The sequence below is a fragment of the Streptomyces sp. NPDC091287 genome (assembly GCF_044768525.1).
In the GTDB taxonomy this organism is placed as follows: Bacteria; Actinomycetota; Actinomycetes; order Streptomycetales; family Streptomycetaceae; genus Streptomyces.
Genome location: NZ_JBIVUV010000028.1, coordinates 18,163 through 33,939 on the forward strand (window position 1 = coordinate 18,163; position 15,777 = coordinate 33,939).

The 15,777-nt window shown below is 70.9% G+C and carries 18 protein-coding genes; 6 read left to right on the top strand and 12 right to left on the bottom strand.

The annotated features are described in order from the left end of the window. Positions 1 to 193 precede the first annotated feature (193 nt). From ACIQRW_RS35180 to ACIQRW_RS35195, 4 genes are all read right to left on the bottom strand, one after another. Positions 194 to 712, bottom strand: coding sequence for a SixA phosphatase family protein (locus ACIQRW_RS35180; RefSeq protein WP_403768573.1), 519 nt, complete (start codon positions 710 to 712; stop codon positions 194 to 196). Between the two features lie 92 nt (positions 713 to 804). Continuing rightward, entirely contained in the window at positions 805 to 1,014 is a 210-nt protein-coding gene (locus ACIQRW_RS35185; RefSeq protein ID WP_018957741.1) for a hypothetical protein, read from the bottom strand. Between the two features lie 200 nt (positions 1,015 to 1,214). Further along, positions 1,215 to 1,331, bottom strand: a complete 117-nt coding sequence (locus tag ACIQRW_RS35190; RefSeq protein WP_007446146.1) for an SGM_5486 family transporter-associated protein — start codon at positions 1,329 to 1,331, stop codon at positions 1,215 to 1,217. A 17-nt stretch (positions 1,332 to 1,348) separates the two neighbouring features. Continuing rightward, a complete protein-coding gene (locus ACIQRW_RS35195) occupies positions 1,349 to 2,656 on the bottom strand; it encodes a CynX/NimT family MFS transporter (RefSeq protein WP_403768576.1) in 1,308 nt (435 codons plus the stop codon). A 137-nt stretch (positions 2,657 to 2,793) separates the two neighbouring features. Here ACIQRW_RS35195 and ACIQRW_RS35200 point away from each other — a divergent pair, with 137 nt between their 5' ends. Next, complete coding sequence (locus tag ACIQRW_RS35200) at positions 2,794 to 3,468, top strand: FadR/GntR family transcriptional regulator (protein WP_265602377.1); 675 nt, start codon at positions 2,794 to 2,796, stop codon at positions 3,466 to 3,468. A gap of 52 nt (positions 3,469 to 3,520) precedes the next feature. Here the strand turns inward: ACIQRW_RS35200 and ACIQRW_RS35205 are convergent, their stop codons facing one another. From ACIQRW_RS35205 to fabG, 3 genes are all read right to left on the bottom strand, one after another. Next, on the bottom strand, positions 3,521 to 3,892 hold the full coding sequence (locus ACIQRW_RS35205; RefSeq protein WP_403768579.1) for a hypothetical protein: 372 nt from the start codon (positions 3,890 to 3,892) through the stop codon (positions 3,521 to 3,523). Positions 3,893 to 4,078: 186 nt separating this feature from the next. Further along, complete coding sequence (fabI, locus tag ACIQRW_RS35210) at positions 4,079 to 4,846, bottom strand: enoyl-ACP reductase FabI (protein WP_398063399.1); 768 nt, start codon at positions 4,844 to 4,846, stop codon at positions 4,079 to 4,081. A 5-nt stretch (positions 4,847 to 4,851) separates the two neighbouring features. Continuing rightward, complete coding sequence (gene fabG, locus ACIQRW_RS35215) at positions 4,852 to 5,571, bottom strand: 3-oxoacyl-[acyl-carrier-protein] reductase (RefSeq protein WP_403768582.1); 720 nt, start codon at positions 5,569 to 5,571, stop codon at positions 4,852 to 4,854. Between the two features lie 216 nt (positions 5,572 to 5,787). On the opposite strand from fabG, the gene ACIQRW_RS35220 reads away from it, so the two are divergent. The 3 genes from ACIQRW_RS35220 (at position 5,788) to tyrS (ending at position 10,122) form a co-directional block, all read left to right on the top strand. After that, positions 5,788 to 7,311, top strand: a complete 1,524-nt coding sequence (locus ACIQRW_RS35220; RefSeq protein ID WP_403768585.1) for a TldD/PmbA family protein — start codon at positions 5,788 to 5,790, stop codon at positions 7,309 to 7,311. A gap of 82 nt (positions 7,312 to 7,393) precedes the next feature. Then, on the top strand, positions 7,394 to 8,788 hold the full coding sequence (locus tag ACIQRW_RS35225) for a metallopeptidase TldD-related protein (RefSeq protein ID WP_403768588.1): 1,395 nt from the start codon (positions 7,394 to 7,396) through the stop codon (positions 8,786 to 8,788). Between the two features lie 62 nt (positions 8,789 to 8,850). Continuing rightward, the gene (tyrS, locus tag ACIQRW_RS35230) at positions 8,851 to 10,122 is read left to right on the top strand and encodes a tyrosine--tRNA ligase (RefSeq protein WP_403768591.1); all 1,272 of its coding nucleotides are present in this window, start codon (positions 8,851 to 8,853) and stop codon (positions 10,120 to 10,122) included. 131 nt (positions 10,123 to 10,253) lie between these two features. Here tyrS and ACIQRW_RS35235 read toward each other — a convergent pair whose 3' ends face one another. Together ACIQRW_RS35235 and ACIQRW_RS35240 are read right to left on the bottom strand one after the other, a co-directional pair. After that, on the bottom strand, positions 10,254 to 10,619 hold the full coding sequence (locus ACIQRW_RS35235) for a hypothetical protein (RefSeq protein WP_403768594.1): 366 nt from the start codon (positions 10,617 to 10,619) through the stop codon (positions 10,254 to 10,256). A gap of 181 nt (positions 10,620 to 10,800) precedes the next feature. Further along, a complete protein-coding gene (locus ACIQRW_RS35240) occupies positions 10,801 to 11,079 on the bottom strand; it encodes a GlsB/YeaQ/YmgE family stress response membrane protein (RefSeq protein WP_047175980.1) in 279 nt (92 codons plus the stop codon). A gap of 221 nt (positions 11,080 to 11,300) precedes the next feature. On the opposite strand from ACIQRW_RS35240, the gene ACIQRW_RS35245 reads away from it, so the two are divergent. Both ACIQRW_RS35245 and ACIQRW_RS35250 read left to right on the top strand, forming a co-directional pair. Continuing rightward, positions 11,301 to 11,678, top strand: coding sequence for a DUF3099 domain-containing protein (locus tag ACIQRW_RS35245; RefSeq protein ID WP_403768718.1), 378 nt, complete (start codon positions 11,301 to 11,303; stop codon positions 11,676 to 11,678). A 240-nt stretch (positions 11,679 to 11,918) separates the two neighbouring features. Then, positions 11,919 to 12,176, top strand: a complete 258-nt coding sequence (locus ACIQRW_RS35250; RefSeq protein WP_403768597.1) for a hypothetical protein — start codon at positions 11,919 to 11,921, stop codon at positions 12,174 to 12,176. Positions 12,177 to 12,321: 145 nt separating this feature from the next. Here the strand turns inward: ACIQRW_RS35250 and moaA are convergent, their stop codons facing one another. The 3 genes from moaA to ACIQRW_RS35265 all read right to left on the bottom strand — a co-directional run bounded on the left by moaA (position 12,322) and on the right by ACIQRW_RS35265 (position 15,633). After that, positions 12,322 to 13,311, bottom strand: a complete 990-nt coding sequence (gene moaA / locus ACIQRW_RS35255) for a GTP 3',8-cyclase MoaA (protein WP_050358245.1) — start codon at positions 13,309 to 13,311, stop codon at positions 12,322 to 12,324. Positions 13,312 to 13,627: 316 nt separating this feature from the next. Continuing rightward, positions 13,628 to 15,271 (bottom strand): cation acetate symporter, encoded by a 1,644-nt coding sequence (locus tag ACIQRW_RS35260; RefSeq protein WP_403768600.1) that lies wholly within the window; start codon positions 15,269 to 15,271, stop codon positions 13,628 to 13,630. Continuing rightward, entirely contained in the window at positions 15,268 to 15,633 is a 366-nt protein-coding gene (locus ACIQRW_RS35265; protein WP_403768603.1) for a DUF485 domain-containing protein, read from the bottom strand. Before ACIQRW_RS35265 ends, ACIQRW_RS35260 begins: the two co-directional genes overlap by 4 nt. Positions 15,634 to 15,777 lie beyond the last annotated feature (144 nt).

Consider the following 15,777-nt stretch of genomic DNA (forward strand, 5'->3'; position numbering starts at 1 on the left):
CGCCCCGGCCGCCGGTTTCGGAGCCGTACGCGGTCGCCTCGGTCGTACGCGGTCGTACGCGGTCGTACGCGGTCGTCTCGGTCGTACGCGGCAAGGCCCCGGAACGGGTGGCGGTTGCCTAGGTGCCGGGGCCCTGCGCGTTCCTGTGGTGAGCGGTACCGGGTGGCCGGTCGTCCGGCGTCCGGTACGGCGCTCAGTCGTTCGGCGTCCAGTACTCGGTGAGCTTGCCGGCCCCGTGCTCCACGCTCTTCCAGGAGCCGGGGAACTCGACCACGGCGTAGGCGGCGGTGGGGAAGCCGTCCCGGGTCATCCGGGCCAGGGTGTCGCCCTCGGCCGATCCCGAGAGGGCGTCGGCGGCCCCGTGCATCCCGGGGTTGTGGCCGATGACCAAAAGGTTGCGCACCTCGTCCGGGGTCTCGTTGAACAGGGCGATCAGTTCGCCGAGGGAGGCCTCGTACAGCCTCTCCTCGTAGACGGTCCGGGGTCGCCGGGAGAATTCATGGACCGCCAGCTTCCAGGTCTCCCGCGTCCTGGCGGCACTGGAGCAGAGGGCCAGATCGAAATCGATGCCGGAATCGGCGAGCCTGCGGCCGGCCACGGGCGCGTCCTTGCGGCCGCGCTCGGCCAGCGGACGCTCATGATCGGAAGCCTGTGACCATTCCGCCTTGGCATGCCGGAGAAGGACGATCCTGCGAGGTGTCTCGACGCTCATACACCTCAGCTTCGCATGAAACGCGGCCTCTGGCGCAGGGTGTTGACGTGCTCGTCCGGGGAGTTGCCGCGCTGGTCCGGGGCTGATTCGCCTCAACGGGACAGCAGCTGGAGGGTCCGCTCGATCAGCTGTCCGAGCGCGGGATCGCCGGTGGTGGCGGCCTGGGCCTGTCCGGGGCTGAGGATCATCAGCAGCAGAGCGGCGAACGCGATGGCGGGCAGGGCGACGGCCCACCAGGGCAGCCGGATCTCGACACCGTCCGCGGCCGGTCGGTGGGACCTGGTGTGCGTCGGTGTCGGCATGTCCGCCTCCGTCAAGTCATCGGGTCGTCACCGAAGAACCTACGGACCGGAGGCGGCCGGCCCCATCCGGTGACCCACCCACTTCACCCTGACCCTGGCCCCCTAGGGGAAGGTGGTGCTAGCCCCACCCCTCGGGGTCTCAGGGTTCTCGGGCGACACGTCCTCGGGCGTCAGGCCTTCGGGCGTCAGGCCCTCGGGCGTCAGGGCGAGGCGATCGTGGCGATCACACCGATGACGACGGTGATGAGGAGCATCGCCCCGAACACGAGGAGAAGCTTCTTCTGGCCGTTCTGGGGATTCGGATCGAGCACTGGCATGAGGTCAGTGTCGCATCTCAGCATTCGTCCTCGATCGTCCGGTCCCGGCCGGCGAGGATCCCGGCCACCATCTGGGGAATCATGAGGCCCGCCATCAGCGCGATCGGCAGCCCCCAGCCGCCGCTGTGCTGGTAGAGCACGCCGACGAGCAGCGGACCGGGAATCGAGAGCAGGTAGCCGGTGGACTGGGCGAAGGCGGAGAGCCGGACGACGCCCGCGCCGGACCGGGCCCGCATGCCGATCATGGTGAGGGCGAGCGGGAAGGCGCAGTTGGCCACGCCGAGGAGCACGGCCCAGGCCCAGGCGCCGGCGGCGGGGGCGAGGTAGAGGCCGCCGTAGCCGATCAGGCCGCACAGGCCGAGGACGACGACGATGGGGCCCTGCTGCTTGAGCCGGGAGGCGACCCGGGGGATGACGAAGGCGAGCGGGACGCCCATGGCCATGGTGACCGCGAGCAGGAGTCCGGCCGTGCCGGCGGAGACCCCGGCGTCACGGAAGATCTGCGGCATCCAGCCCATGGTGATGTACGCGGCGGTGGCCTGGAGCCCGAAGAAGCAGGCCAGGCCCCACGCGGTGCGGCTGCGGGTGATCCGCAGGGTCGGCGCCTCGGTGTGCGCGGCGGCCTGACCCGGAGCGGGGGCCGGCTGCCCGGGGGCCGGGGTCCGGTCGCGTACGAGGACGATCCAGGGCAGCACCGCGACGGCGGCGAGCACGGCCCAGACGACGAGTCCCGTCCGCCAGTCGCCGCCCAGCGCCCCGGTGACAGGGACGGTGACGGCGGCGGCCAGGGCGGTGCCGAGGGCCAGGGCCATGGAGTAGAGGCCGGTCATGGTGCCGACGCGGTCGGGGAACCAGCGCTTGACGATCACCGGCATCAGGATGTTGCTGACGGCGATGCCCATCAGGGCCAGGGCGCTGGTGGCCAGGAACCCGGCGGTGGAGCCGATGTACGGGCGGATCAGCAGGCCAGCCGCGATGGCGACCATGCCCGCGCAGACCACGGCGCCCGCGCCGAAGCGGCGGGCCAGGCGCGGCGCCATGATCCCGAAGACCGCGAAGCAGAGCGGCGGTACGGAGGTGAGGACGCCGGCCACGCTCCCGCTCATGTGCAGCCCCTCGCGGACCTCTTCGAGGAGGGCGCCGAGGCTGGTGATGGCGGGGCGGAGGTTCAGGGCGGCCAGGACGAGTCCCACGGCGATGAGGCGCAGCAGCCAGGGTGCGGGGGCCTCGCCCGCGCCGGGGAGCCGCTGGGCGCGGAGCTCGTGGGAGGTGCGCGCGGCGGGGCCGCGGTTCAGGGTCGGGGTCTGCGTCTCGTCGTCCGGCATGAGGCCATCATAGAATCATGGGATGATTGATTGTCCAATCGGTCCCCTCCCCTGATCCCCCGGGTTTCCTGGGAGAATCCGCCCCCGACACCCTCTTCGGCCCGGCGCCTCGGGCCGGCCCACGAGCAAGGAGCATCATGGCGCTGACGTCTCCACGGCGTTCGGCACTCGCCGACCAGGTGATCGCCCAGCTGAGGAATCAGATCACCTCGGGCGAGTGGCCGGTCGGTTCACGGATTCCGACCGAGCCCGAGCTGGTCGAGCAGCTGGGCGTGGCCCGTAACACCGTCCGCGAGGCCGTGCGTGCCCTCGCGCACAACGGGCTGCTGGACATCCGGCAGGGCTCCGGCACCTATGTGATCGCCACGAGCGAGCTGGCCGGGGTGATGCACCGCAGGTTCGCGGCCGCCGATCCGCGCCATATCGCGGAGCTGCGCTCGACGCTGGAGTCGTCGGCGGCCCGGCTGGCGGCGGCCCGGCGCACCGAGCGGGATCTGCGGCAGCTGGACACGTTGATGGCGCGCCGCGAGGAGGCCTGGGCGTCGGGGAACGCGGAGGCGTTCGTGGCGGCGGACGCGACGCTGCACCTGGCGGTGGTCGCCGCCTCGCACAACGACGTCCTGACCGAGCTCTACGCCGACCTCGGGGATCTGCTGCGCGACTACCTGCGCGGCGACGTGGGCCCCGAGCTGCGACCGGAGAACCATATGGACCACGGTCGGCTGGTCGAGGCAATCCGGGCCGGGGACGCGGAGACGGCGGCGGCCGAGGCGGCGAGCCACGCGCTGACCTGCCTGACGGACCGGGTGTAGCGGCGCCCCGGGCCACGTACGGCAAAGGCGAAGGTTGAAGGCACCGCTCGGATCAGACGGGGGCGGGACGGTGGCTGACCCACGCCGTGGCGATCTCTTTCCAGCAGCGGTCCTCAAGACGTACGGTCCGGCCGGGCTCCACCGCGACCGCCGCGCCGTCCGCGTCGACGTCCCACCAGCGGTCGCATTCGGTGTGCAGCCGGACCAGGTCGGTGGAGGGGTAGGGGTTGTGGCAGTAGGCGACGACCCGGGAGCCCTCGACGGAGGTACGGCACTCCGAGCCGGCCGGTTCGGGCTTCGGGGGCTCCGCTTCCGTACCGGAGTCGGCTCCTCTGGCGGCGTGGACTCCCAGGGGTACGGCGAGTGCGGCGACGGCCACCGGGGCGGCCAGCAGGAGACGGGTTCGGCGGCGCGTGGGACGCACGGCGATCTCCCTCCCGCAGCCTGACAAGAAGTCCGGTTCCTCCTCATTCTGCGGTGGATCGGCCGACTTTTCGACCGGAGGGGCCCCGGGAGGCCAGGGACCGTGAACGGCCCCCGGCCGCGTACCGCCTCCGGAGAACCGGGAGGGGGTACGCGGCCGGGGGCCGTCGGGCGGGGTGGCGCGCGGTCAGGCGCCCATCATGTGCACGCCGCTGTCGACGTGGATGATCTCGCCCGTGGTGCGCGGGAAGAAGTCGGAGAGCAGGGCGACGATGCCGCGGCCGGCCGGCTCCGGGTCGTTCATGTCCCAGGCCAGCGGGGCGCGGGTGTTCCAGACGTCGGCCAGCTCCTCGAAGCCCGGGATGGACTTGGCGGCCATGGAGCGGAGCGGTCCGGCGGAGATCAGGTTGCAGCGCAGCCCGTCCTTGCCCAGGTCACGGGCGAGGTAGCGGGAGGTGGCCTCCAGGGCGGCCTTGGCCGGGCCCATCCAGTCGTACTGCGGCCAGGCGTACTGGGCGTCGAAGGTGAGGCCGACGATCGAGCCGCCCTCGCTCATCAGCGGCTTGCAGGCCATGGCCAGCGACTTCAGGGAGAACGCCGAGACGTGCATCGCGGTGGCGACGGACTCGAACGGCGTGTTGAGGAAGTTGCCGCCGAGCGCGTCCTGCGGCGCGAAGCCGATGGAGTGGACGACGCCGTCCAGGGAGCCGAGCTCCTCGCGCACCAGGCCGGCCAGCCGGTCCAGGTGCTCCTGGTTGGTCACGTCCAGCTCGATGACCTTGGCCGGCTTCGGCAGCTTCCTGGCGATGCGCTCGGTCAGGGTGGGGCGGGGGAAGGCCGTCAGGATGACCTCGGCCCCCTGCTCCTGGGCCACCTTCGCGGCGTGGAACGCGATGGACGACTCCATCAGCACCCCGGTGATCAGGATGCGCTTGCCGTCGAGAATTCCGCTCATGGTGATCAGTGACCCATGCCCAATCCGCCGTCAACGGGAATGACGGCTCCAGTGATGTACGACGCGTCGTCGGAGGCGAGGAAGCGCACCGCGGCGGCGATCTCCTCGGGCCGCGCGTAGCGGCCGAGCGGCACCTGGGACACGATGCCCTTGCGCTGCTCCTCGGTGAGCGCCTGGGTCATGTCGGTGTCGACAAAACCGGGGGCGACGACGTTGAAGGTGATGTTCCGCGATCCGAGTTCACGGGCCAGCGACCGGGCGAAGCCGACGAGCCCGGCCTTGGAGGCGGCGTAGTTGGCCTGGCCGGCCGAGCCGAGGAGGCCGACGACGGAGGAGATCAGGACGACACGGCCCTTCTTGGCGCGCAGCATGCCGCGATTGGCGCGCTTGACGACCCGGAAGGTCCCCGTGAGGTTGGTGTCGAGGACGGAGGTGAAGTCCTCCTCCGACATCCGCATCAGCAACTGGTCCTTGGTGATGCCCGCGTTGGCGACCAGCACCTCCACGGGACCGTGCTTCTCCTCGATCTCCTTGTAGGCCTGCTCCACCTGCTCGGCGTCGGTGATGTCGCAGCGGACCGCGAGGACACCGGCGTCGGTGAGCACCTGGGGCGGCTCTCCGGAACGGTAGGTGATCGCGACCTGGTCGCCGTTGTCGGCGAAGGCGCGGGCGATGGCGAGGCCGATGCCCCGGTTTCCTCCGGTGACGAGAACCGAGCGGCTCAACGGATCACCCTTTCCTTGGCGGTCTGGTACGTCGAAAACCTATCGGTACCGTGCGCCGATCGAGGAATCGGGCCCTGACAGTGGCTTGTCCGGGGTGCTGTCGGGTTCCTACAGTCCGCACGGGTACGTGGTCGGCCCACGCGTCTCCGATATCCCCCGGTGCGGTCACCCTCCGGCATGGTTCACTGCCGTGGTGTATCGAGAAGGGAACTCCCTGTGCCCCACGAGGTAGATCAGTCATTCCTGGCCCTGCCGTCGCGCGCGCTGGCCGACGCGGCGCTCGCCAGAGCGCGGGCGCTGGGCGCGACCCACGCCGACTTCCGGCTGGAGCGGGTGCGCAGCGCCTCCTGGCGGCTGCGGGACGCCCGGCCGGCCGGTGCGTCGGACAGCACGGACCTCGGGTACGCGGTGCGCGTGGTGCACGGCGGTGCGTGGGGGTTCGCCTCGGGCGTCGACCTGACGATGGACGCCGCCGCGAAGGTGGCCTCGCAGGCCGTCGCGATGGCGAAGCTGTCGGCGAAGGTGATCGCGGCCGCCGGTTCCGACGAGCGGGTGGAGCTGGCGGACGAGCCGGTGCACGGCGAGCGGACCTGGGTCTCGGCGTACGACGTCGACCCCTTCTCCGTACCGGACGAGGAGAAGGCGGCGCTGCTCGCCGAGTGGAGCGGGCGGCTGCTGGGCGCGGAGGGCGTCGCGCATGTGGACGCGTCCCTGATGGCCGTGCACGAGAACAAGTTCTACGCGGACACGGCGGGCACCGTCACCACGCAGCAACGGGTGCGGATCCACCCGCAGTTCACCGCCGTCGCGGTGGACGGCACGAGCGGTGAGTTCGACTCGATGCGGACCATCGCGCCGCCGGCGGGCCGGGGCTGGGAGTACCTGACCGGGACCGGCTGGGACTGGAACGACGAGCTGGAGCGGATCCCCGGACTGCTCGCGGAGAAGATGCGCGCGCCGAGCGTCGAGGCGGGGGCGTACGACCTGGTCGTCGATCCGTCGAACCTGTGGCTGACGATCCACGAGTCGATCGGCCACGCCACCGAGCTGGACCGGGCGCTGGGGTACGAGGCGGCGTACGCCGGGACCTCGTTCGCCACCTTCGACCAGCTGGGCAAGCTGGCGTACGGCTCCCCCGTGATGAACGTGACCGGTGACCGCACGGCCGAGCACGGGCTCGCGACGATCGGGTACGACGACGAGGGCGTCGAGGCGCAGTCGTGGGACCTGGTGAAGGACGGCACGCTGGTCGGCTACCAGCTGGACCGCCGCATCGCGAAGCTGACGGGCCTCGGCCGCTCCAACGGCTGCGCGTACGCGGATTCGCCGGGCCACGTCCCCGTACAGCGCATGGCGAACGTGTCCCTGAAGCCGGATCCGGGCGGGTTGTCGACGGAAGACCTGATCGGCGGGGTGGAGCGCGGGATCTATGTGGTCGGCGACCGGTCCTGGTCGATCGACATGCAGCGCTACAACTTCCAGTTCACCGGGCAGCGGTTCTTCCGCATCGAGAACGGCCGACTGGCCGGGCAGCTGCGCGATGTGGCGTACCAGGCGACGACCACGGACTTCTGGGGCTCGATGGAGAAGGTCGGCGGCCCCCAGACGTACGTTCTCGGCGGTGCGTTCAACTGCGGCAAGGCCCAGCCGGGCCAGGTCGCGGCCGTCTCGCACGGCTGCCCCTCCGCCCTCTTCCGGGGCGTCAACATCCTCAACACGACGCAGGAGGCGGGACGATGAGCGGCGACCACGGAACCGGCTGGGGGTCCGGGGGTCGCCCCCCGGGCAGGCACAGTCTCAACACGACGCAGGAGGCCGGACGATGAGCCGCGTCAGCAAGCCGTACGAGATCGTCGAGCGGGCTCTGGAGCTGTCCACCACGGACGGCCTGGTGGTCATCGCCGACGAGCAGTCCTCCGCCAATCTCCGCTGGGCGGGCAACGCGCTCACCACGAACGGGGTGACCCGGGGGCGGACCCTGACCGTCATCGCGACCGTGGACGGGGCGAAGGGGACGGCGTCCGGCGTCGTCTCCCGGTCCGCGGTGACCACGGACGACCTGGAGCCGCTGGTGCGGGCCGCCGAGGCCGCCGCGCGGGGCGCGGATCCGGCGGAGGACGCGCAGCCGCTGGTGAGCGGGGCGCCCTCCTCCCCCGACTTCACGGACGCGCCCGCCGAGACCGGCTCGGAGGTCTTCGCCGACTTCGCCCCGGCGCTCGGCGACGCCTTCGCGCGCGCCCGGGCCGGGGGCCGCGAGCTGTACGGGTTCGCGAACCACGAGCTGACCTCCACCTACCTGGGGACGTCGACGGGGCTGCGGCTGCGCCACGACCAGCCGAACGGGACGCTGGAGCTGAACGCGAAGTCGCCGGACCGTACGCGCTCCGCGTGGGCGGGCCGGGCGACCCGGGACTTCAAGGACGTCGACCCGGCGGCGATGGACGCGGAGCTGGCGCAGCGGCTGCGCTGGGCGGAGCGGCGCGTCGAGCTGCCCGCCGGCCGGTACGAGACGCTGCTGCCGCCGGCCGCGGTCGCGGACCTGCTGATCTACCAGCTCTGGTCCTCGACCGCGCGGGATGCCGTGGAGGGCCGGACGGTGTTCTCCACGCCGGGCGGCGGTACGCGGCTGGGCGAGACGCTCGCCCCGCTTCCGCTCACGCTGCGCAGCGACCCGCACGCGCCGGGTCTGGAGTCGGCGCCGTTCGTGATCGCCCACTCCTCCGGCGACAGCGGTTCCGTCTTCGACAACGGACTGCCGCTGGCCCCGACGGACTGGGTCCGGGAGGGGAGGCTGGAGCGGCTGACGACGACCCGGCACACGGCGGGCCTGACCGGGCTGCCGGTCGCCCCGGCCATCGACAACCTGCTGCTGGAGGGCGGCGGCGAGCGGTCGCTGGAGGAGATGGCCGCCGCGACGTCAGGGCGGGCGCTGCTGCTGACCTGCCTCTGGTACATCCGCGAGGTGGATCCGTCGACGCTGCTGCTGACGGGGCTGACCCGGGACGGCGTCTATCTGGTCGAGGACGGCGAGGTGGTCGGCGGGGTGAACAACTTCCGGTTCAACGAGTCGCCGGTGGACCTGCTGTCGCGGGCCTCGGAGGCGGGGCGTACGGAGAAGACGCTGCCGCGCGAGTGGGGCGACTGGTTCACCCGGGCCGCGATGCCCGCGCTGCGCATCCCGGACTTCAACATGAGCTCGGTCAGCCCGGGGGTGTGACCCGCCTAGACTGACCCGTACATCTACCAGCATCTCTGCCAGTCATAAGGAGCACCGGAACCGTGACGGACATCGTCGACGAGCTGAAGTGGCGCGGGCTGTTCGCCCAGTCCACTGACGAGGACGCACTGCGCAAGGCTCTCGCGGACGGTCCCGTCACCTTCTATTGCGGCTTCGACCCGACCGCGGCCAGTCTGCATGTGGGGCACCTGGTGCAGGTGCTCACCATGCGACGGCTCCAGCAGGCCGGGCTGAAACCGCTCGCCCTGGTGGGGGGCGCGACCGGCCAGATCGGTGACCCGCGGCCCACCGCCGAGCGCACGCTGAACGACCCGGAGACGATCGCCGCCTGGGTGGCCCGGCTGCGCTCGCAGATCGAGCCGTTCCTGTCCTTCGAGGGCGAGAACGCGGCGACGATGGTCAACAACCTGGACTGGACCGCGGGCATGTCCGCGATCGAGTTCCTGCGGGACATCGGCAAGCACTTCCGGGTCAACAAGATGCTCACCAAGGACTCGGTCGCCCGGCGGCTGGAGTCGCAGGAGGGCATCAGCTACACGGAGTTCAGCTACCAGCTGCTCCAGGGCATGGACTTCCTGGAGCTGTACCGCCGGCACGGCTGCACCCTTCAGCAGGGCGGCAGCGACCAGTGGGGCAACCTCACCGCGGGCATCGACCTGATCCACCGGCTGGAGCCGGGCGCCACCGTGCACGCGCTGGCGACGCCGCTGATGACGAAGGCGGACGGGACGAAGTTCGGCAAGTCCGAGAGCGGCGCCGTCTGGCTCGACCCGGAGATGACGACGCCGTACGCGTTCTACCAGTTCTGGCTGAACGTGGACGACCGGGACGTCTCGCGCTACCTGCGCATCCTCAGCTTCAAGAGCCGTGAAGAGCTGGAGGAGCTGGAGAAGCTGACCGCGGAGCGGCCGCAGGCCCGCTCCGCGCAGCGCGCGCTGGCCGAGGAGCTGACCACACTGGTGCACGGCGGTGCGCAGTGCGCCGCGGTCATCGCGGCGTCGAAGGCGCTGTTCGGTCAGGGCGACCTGGCCGAGCTGGACGAGGCGACGCTGAGCGCGGCCCTGTCCGAGGTGCCGGGCGCCAGCGTCGCCGAGCTGGGTCCGCTGGTGGACCTGCTGGTGGAGGTCGGTCTGGCACCCAGCAAGTCGGGGGCGCGCCGCACGGTCAAGGAGGGCGGCGCGTACGTGAACAACGTGAAGGTCGTCGACGGCGAAGTCGCGCCGGACGCCGGGGAACTGCTGCACGGGCGCTGGCTGGTGCTGCGCCGGGGCAAGAAGAACCTGGCGGCCGTGGAGGTCGGCCCGGTCGGCTGACCCTCCCCCGCGTCACAGTGCCGCGGCCGGACACATGTCCTCGTGTGCCCGGTCGCGGCAGGCCCGGTCCGGCCGTCGTGCGGGTCGGTGTCCGGCACGTCGGGCGCCGACCGCTTCTCACGTGACGTCCGTCAACCTGCCTGCGCCTTGATGTGATCGAGGACCTCGTTGAAGTCCTTGGCCGGCGAGAAGTCGATGTACTCGCAGTCCTCGAGCGCCACCGGGGCGTGTCCGGGCGGCCAGTAGAACGCCTCACCCGCTTCGTAGACCTCGTCGCCACGGGGCGTCCGCATCTTCAGCCGGCCCTTGAAGAGATAGCCCCAGTGCGGGCAGGGGCAGAGGTCTTCGGCCAGGCCCTTGAGAGCCGGACCCATGTCGGTGCCCTCGGGAAACTTCACGAAGGCGACGGACATGTCTCCGCCGAAATCCTGAACCCGCAGTTCCACTCCGTCGCCTTCGATGACGACAGGAGTGTCCTTCCGCGTCGTCGCTGTCATGATTCCTCCTTGCTCACCTGACGAGAGACATGGCAGGAACTTCCTCTCCTTCAGTCTGATCCCGGGAACCGCACACCGCGAGCCCCGGTCCACCCGCCTCACCGGCCGGCCGCAGCACAGGGCCGCGGCCGGACACGCGAGGAAAGCGTGTCCGGCCGCGGCGCTGTGTGGTCCCGCCGGGTCAGGTTCGCTGTTTACGGCTGCCGCGGAAGGACTGCCAGACCATGTCGCCGAGGGCGACGACCGCCACGGCGCCCGCCAGTTGCAGCAGGTGACGGATCCAGTCGATGCCCTTGGTGTCCTCTACACCGATCCAGCCGGCCACGGCGTTGCCGAGGATGCTGCCGAGGATGCCGAACACGGCCGTCAGCCAGAGCGGGATGTCCTGCTTGCCCGGCAGGATCGCTCTGGCGATGACACCCAGCACCAGTCCCACGATGATTGCCCACAACCAGCTCATTTCGCCTCCTCGTACGGCGCGGAGTGCGCGTCCGCCCAGTCTCGGCCCGCCGTCCGGGCGGCGCATGCCCGGTTGGGCCGTCCGGGGGACCCCGGCCCGTCCCCCGTTCCGCCCCCATCCCCTCGTACAGCGTGCCCCGGCCGCCTGCCCGGCCGGTGCCGGGCGTACCGTGGATGCGGCCCGGTCCGGGAGCGTCCGGCAACGAGATCTGGTGGTGGAGCATGCTGCGGAAGAGCGCGGGTACGGAGGTCATCCGGATCACGGGCGCCCGTCAGGGGCTGACGGACGACGTCCGCGGCCGCCAGCGACGCTATGTGATCTCGATGTCGGTGCGCACGGTGTCGGTGGTACTGGCCGCGGTGCTGTGGAACGTGGAGCGGCATGTGGCGATCGTGGCGCTCGTGCTGGGGGTGCTGCTGCCGTACGTTGCGGTGGTCATCGCCAACGCGGGCCGGGAGAACGTGACTTCGCTGCCGACGACGTTCGTGCAGATGCCGCTGCGGCCTGCTGTGGAGGCCGCCCCGGCGCCCGGTCCGGCGGAGTCCGGGAACGCCGAGGAGGCGTCCGGCGGGCCCCGGCCACCGCATGAGCACACCTGAGCCCGCACGTCCCTCAAAGCTCAATAAAAGCTCAGATCAATCATGACGTTCCGGTGCACCGCACCCCGGTCCCCGTGACATACTTCGAAAGCGCTCCGCATCCCCCGTCGGAGCGACGGACCGACGCCGGGCAGCTCCCCCCGTGGCTGCTCGGCGTCGCCCTTTCTCCGGCCGGGGATGCGTCAGAAAGCTCGTGGAGCACCTGACTTGGCTCGTGGCACCTGACTTAGGCTGGGCCACGTGATTTTTCCCGAGACGTCCGCCGAGAGTCCCACCGGTGCCCCGCTCTGTTCCGCCAAGGGCTGCCGGGCCGCCGCCGTGTGGGTGCTCGCCTGGAACAACCCCAAACTGCACACGCCCGAGCGGCGCAAGACCTGGCTGGCCTGCGTCGAGCACCGGGAGCACCTGTCCTCGTTCCTCGGTGTACGGGGTTTCCTCAAGGACGTCGTGGCGCTGAAGGACTGGGAAGCCGGGGACGGGAAGGAGACCGAGGCCTGATCTCGGGAATCCTCGGGGGCCTTCATGGGTCCTCAGAGGTCCTGATCCTCGGTCCCCCAGGCCTGAGGTCTTGATCCTCGGGCCCTCGGGCCTGAGGTTCCTGCTCCTCGGCCCCTCGCCCCCTCGCGGCTCGGGCACCCCGGCCTCAGCCGCCGATCGCCGACATCGGGCGGTCGGGCTGCAGGAAGGACGGGTCGTCCAGTCCGGAGCCCGCCTTCTTGCCCCACATGGCCGTCTTCCAGAGCTGGGCGATCTCCTCGTCCGGTGCGTCCCCGCGCAGTGCCCCACGCAGGTCCGTCTCCTCACGGGCGAAGAGGCAGGTGCGGACCTGGCCGTCGGCGGTCAGCCGGGTGCGGTCGCAGGCGCGGCAGAACGGGCGGGTGACGGAGGCGATCACGCCGACGCGGTGCGGCCCGCCGTCTACGGTCCAGCGCTCGGCGGGGGCGGAGCCGCGGGACTCGTCGCTCTCCGCGGTGAGGGTGAAGCGGGTCCGCAGCGAGGCGAGGATGTCCCCGGCGGTGATCATGCCGTCGCGCTTCCAGCCGTGCTGGGCGTCGAGCGGCATCTGCTCGATGAAGCGGAGCTCGTAATCGTGGGCGACGGCCCAGGCGAGCAGTTCGGGGGCCTCGTCGTCGTTGAGTCCCGGCATCAGGACGGAGTTGACCTTCACCGGGGTGAGTCCGGCCTCGCGGGCGGCCTCCAGGCCGTCCAGCACGTCCCTGTGGCGGTCGCGGCGGGTGAGGGTCTTGAAGACGTCGGGGCGCAGGGTGTCCAGCGAGACGTTGACCCGGTCGAGTCCCGCGGCCTTGAGGGCGGTGGCGGTCCGCTTGAGTCCGATGCCGTTGGTCGTGAGCGACATGCGGGGGCGCGGGGTGAGCGCGGCGCACTGCTCGACGATGGAGACGAGGCCGGGACGCAGCAGGGGCTCGCCGCCGGTGAAACGGACCTCGGTGATGCCGAGCGAGGTGACGGCGATACGGATCAGGCGCACGATCTCGTCGTCGGAGAGCAGCTCGCTCTTGCCGAGCCACTGAAGGCCCTCTTCGGGCATGCAGTAGGTGCAGCGCAGGTTGCACTTGTCGGTGAGTGACACGCGCAGGTCGGTGGCGACCCGGTCGTAGGTGTCGATGAGCACGGTGGGTCCCTCCCCCGGGGTGTCCGCGGTGGTGCGGTCGCTCTGGTGGCCTCTTGTACCCCCGAGCCTACGTGAGACGTGTGACATCGGGGTGGCTCGTTTGCCACGAGGTGCGGCCGGGGGGGGGGGGGGGGGGGGTGGGCCCCCCCCCGCCCCGGGGGGGGGGGGGGGGGTGTGGGGGGGGGGGGGGGGCGGGCGGGGGGGGGGGGGGGGGGGGGGGGTCGCCCCCCCCCCCCCCCCCCCCCGGCCGCGGGTGGTGGGCGATGAGCCGAAGGGCCCGTCGGCGATGGGCCGAGGGAGGGTCCTTCCGGTGTGCTCAGTGGGCTCCGACGCCGGTGAGGGACTTGACCTCCAGTTCGGCGTACTTGTCCGTGTCGGGCTTCTCCTTGGAGAGCAGCGAGCCGACCCAGCCGAGCAGGAAGCCGAGCGGGATCGAGATCAGGCCGGGGTTCTCCAGCGGGAACCAGGCGAAGTCGACGTCCGGGAACATCGAGCTCGGCTTGGAGGAGACGACCGGCGAGAACAGCACCAGCAGGACGGAGGAGGCGAGGCCTCCGTAGATGGACCAGAGGGCCCCCTGCGTGGTGAAGCGCTTCCAGAAAAGGCTGTAGAGGATCGTCGGCAGGTTGGCGGAGGCGGCGACCGCGAAGGCCAGGGCGACGAGCCCGGCGACGTTCAGGTCGCGGGCGAGCGCGCCGAGGCCGATGGAGACGATGCCGATCGCGACGGTGGCCCAGCGCGCGGCGCGGACCTCTTCCTTCTCGGTGGCCTTCCCCCTGCGGATGACGTTGGCGTAGATGTCGTGCGCGAAGGACGAGGAGGAGGCGAGGGTGAGTCCGGCGACGACGGCGAGGATGGTGGCGAAGGCGACGGCGGAGATCACCGCGAGGAGGATGGCGCCGCCGGTGGATCCGGAGCCGCCGCCGATCTCCAGTGCGGCGAGCGGCGCCGCGGTGTTGCCCGCCTTGTTGGAGGCGATGATGTCGCCTGGCTTGAGGATCGCCGCCGCGCCGAAGCCGAGCACGATCGTCATCAGGTAGAAGGCGCCGATGATGCCGATCGCCCAGTTCACGGACTTACGGGCGGCCTTGGCGGTGGGCACGGTGTAGAAGCGGATCAGGATGTGCGGCAGCCCCGCGGTGCCGAGGACCAGGGCGATGCCGAGCGAGATGAAGTCCAGCTTCGAGATGTTGTCGACGCCGTACTTCAGGCCGGGCTCCAGGAAGGCCGCGCCCTTGCCGCTGTTGCTGGCGGCGGTGCCGAGCAGGTCGGAGATGTTGAAGTTGAACTTCAGCAGGATCAGGAAGGTGATGAGCAGGGTGCCCGCGATGAGCAGGACGGCCTTGACCATCTGCACCCAGGTGGTGCCCTTCATGCCGCCGATGGTGACGTAGAGGATCATGAGCACGCCGACCAGGGCGACGATGAGGACCTTCCCGGCGTCGCTGGTGATGCCGAGCAGCAGCGAGACGAGGACGCCCGCGCCGGCCATCTGCGCCAGCAGGTAGAAGATCGAGACGACGATCGTGGACGTGCCGGCGGCGGTACGGACGGGGCGCTGGCGCATCCGGTAGGCGAGGACGTCGCCCATGGTGTAGCGGCCCGAGTTGCGCAGCGGTTCGGCGACCAGGAGCAGGGCGACGAGCCAGGCGACGAGGAAGCCGATGGAGTAGAGGAAGCCGTCGTACCCGAAGAGGGCGATGGCTCCGGCGATGCCGAGGAAGGACGCGGCGGACATGTAGTCGCCGGAGACCGCGAGTCCGTTCTGGAATCCGGTGAACTGGCGGCCGCCCGCGTAGAAGTCGGAGGCGCTCTTGGTCTGGCGGCCGGCCCACACGGTGATGAAGAGGGTCGCCACGACGAAGGCGGCGAACAGCGTGATGATCAGCGGCCGGTGCTCGCTCGCCCCCTCGGTGGCGGCGAGCTGGACGGTGGGATAGAGGGCGTGGGCGGCGCTCACAGGTCGGCCTCCATACGGGACTTGATCGCGTCGGCCTTGGGGTCGAGCTTGGTGGCGGCGTGCCGGGAGTAGAGCCAGGCGATGAGGAAGGTGGTGGCGAACTGGGCGAGTCCGAGGACGAGCGCCATGTTGATGTTGCCGACGACCTCGGTGCCCATGAAGCCGCCCGCGTAGTTGCAGAGCAGGACGTAGAGCAGGTACCAGGTCACGAAGGCGATGGTCAGGGGGAAGGCGAAGGAGCGGTGGGAGCGGCGCAGGTCGGCGAAGTCCGGGCTCGCCTGCATCGCGACGAACGCCTCGGTGGTGGGCTGGACGGGGCCGGTGGGCGAACCGCCTTCGGGCGGCGGTGCATCGGTAGCCACGGAATCTCCTCGCGACGCGGGTGCGGTGATCTGGGGGACGGTGGGTGTCAAGGGAAGCCTCGTTACCGACGGGGACGGTGATGTGCCTCCTGGACAACGGCACGGAGGGCGCGACGAAGCGGTTCACCGTGTCTTTCGCCTTCC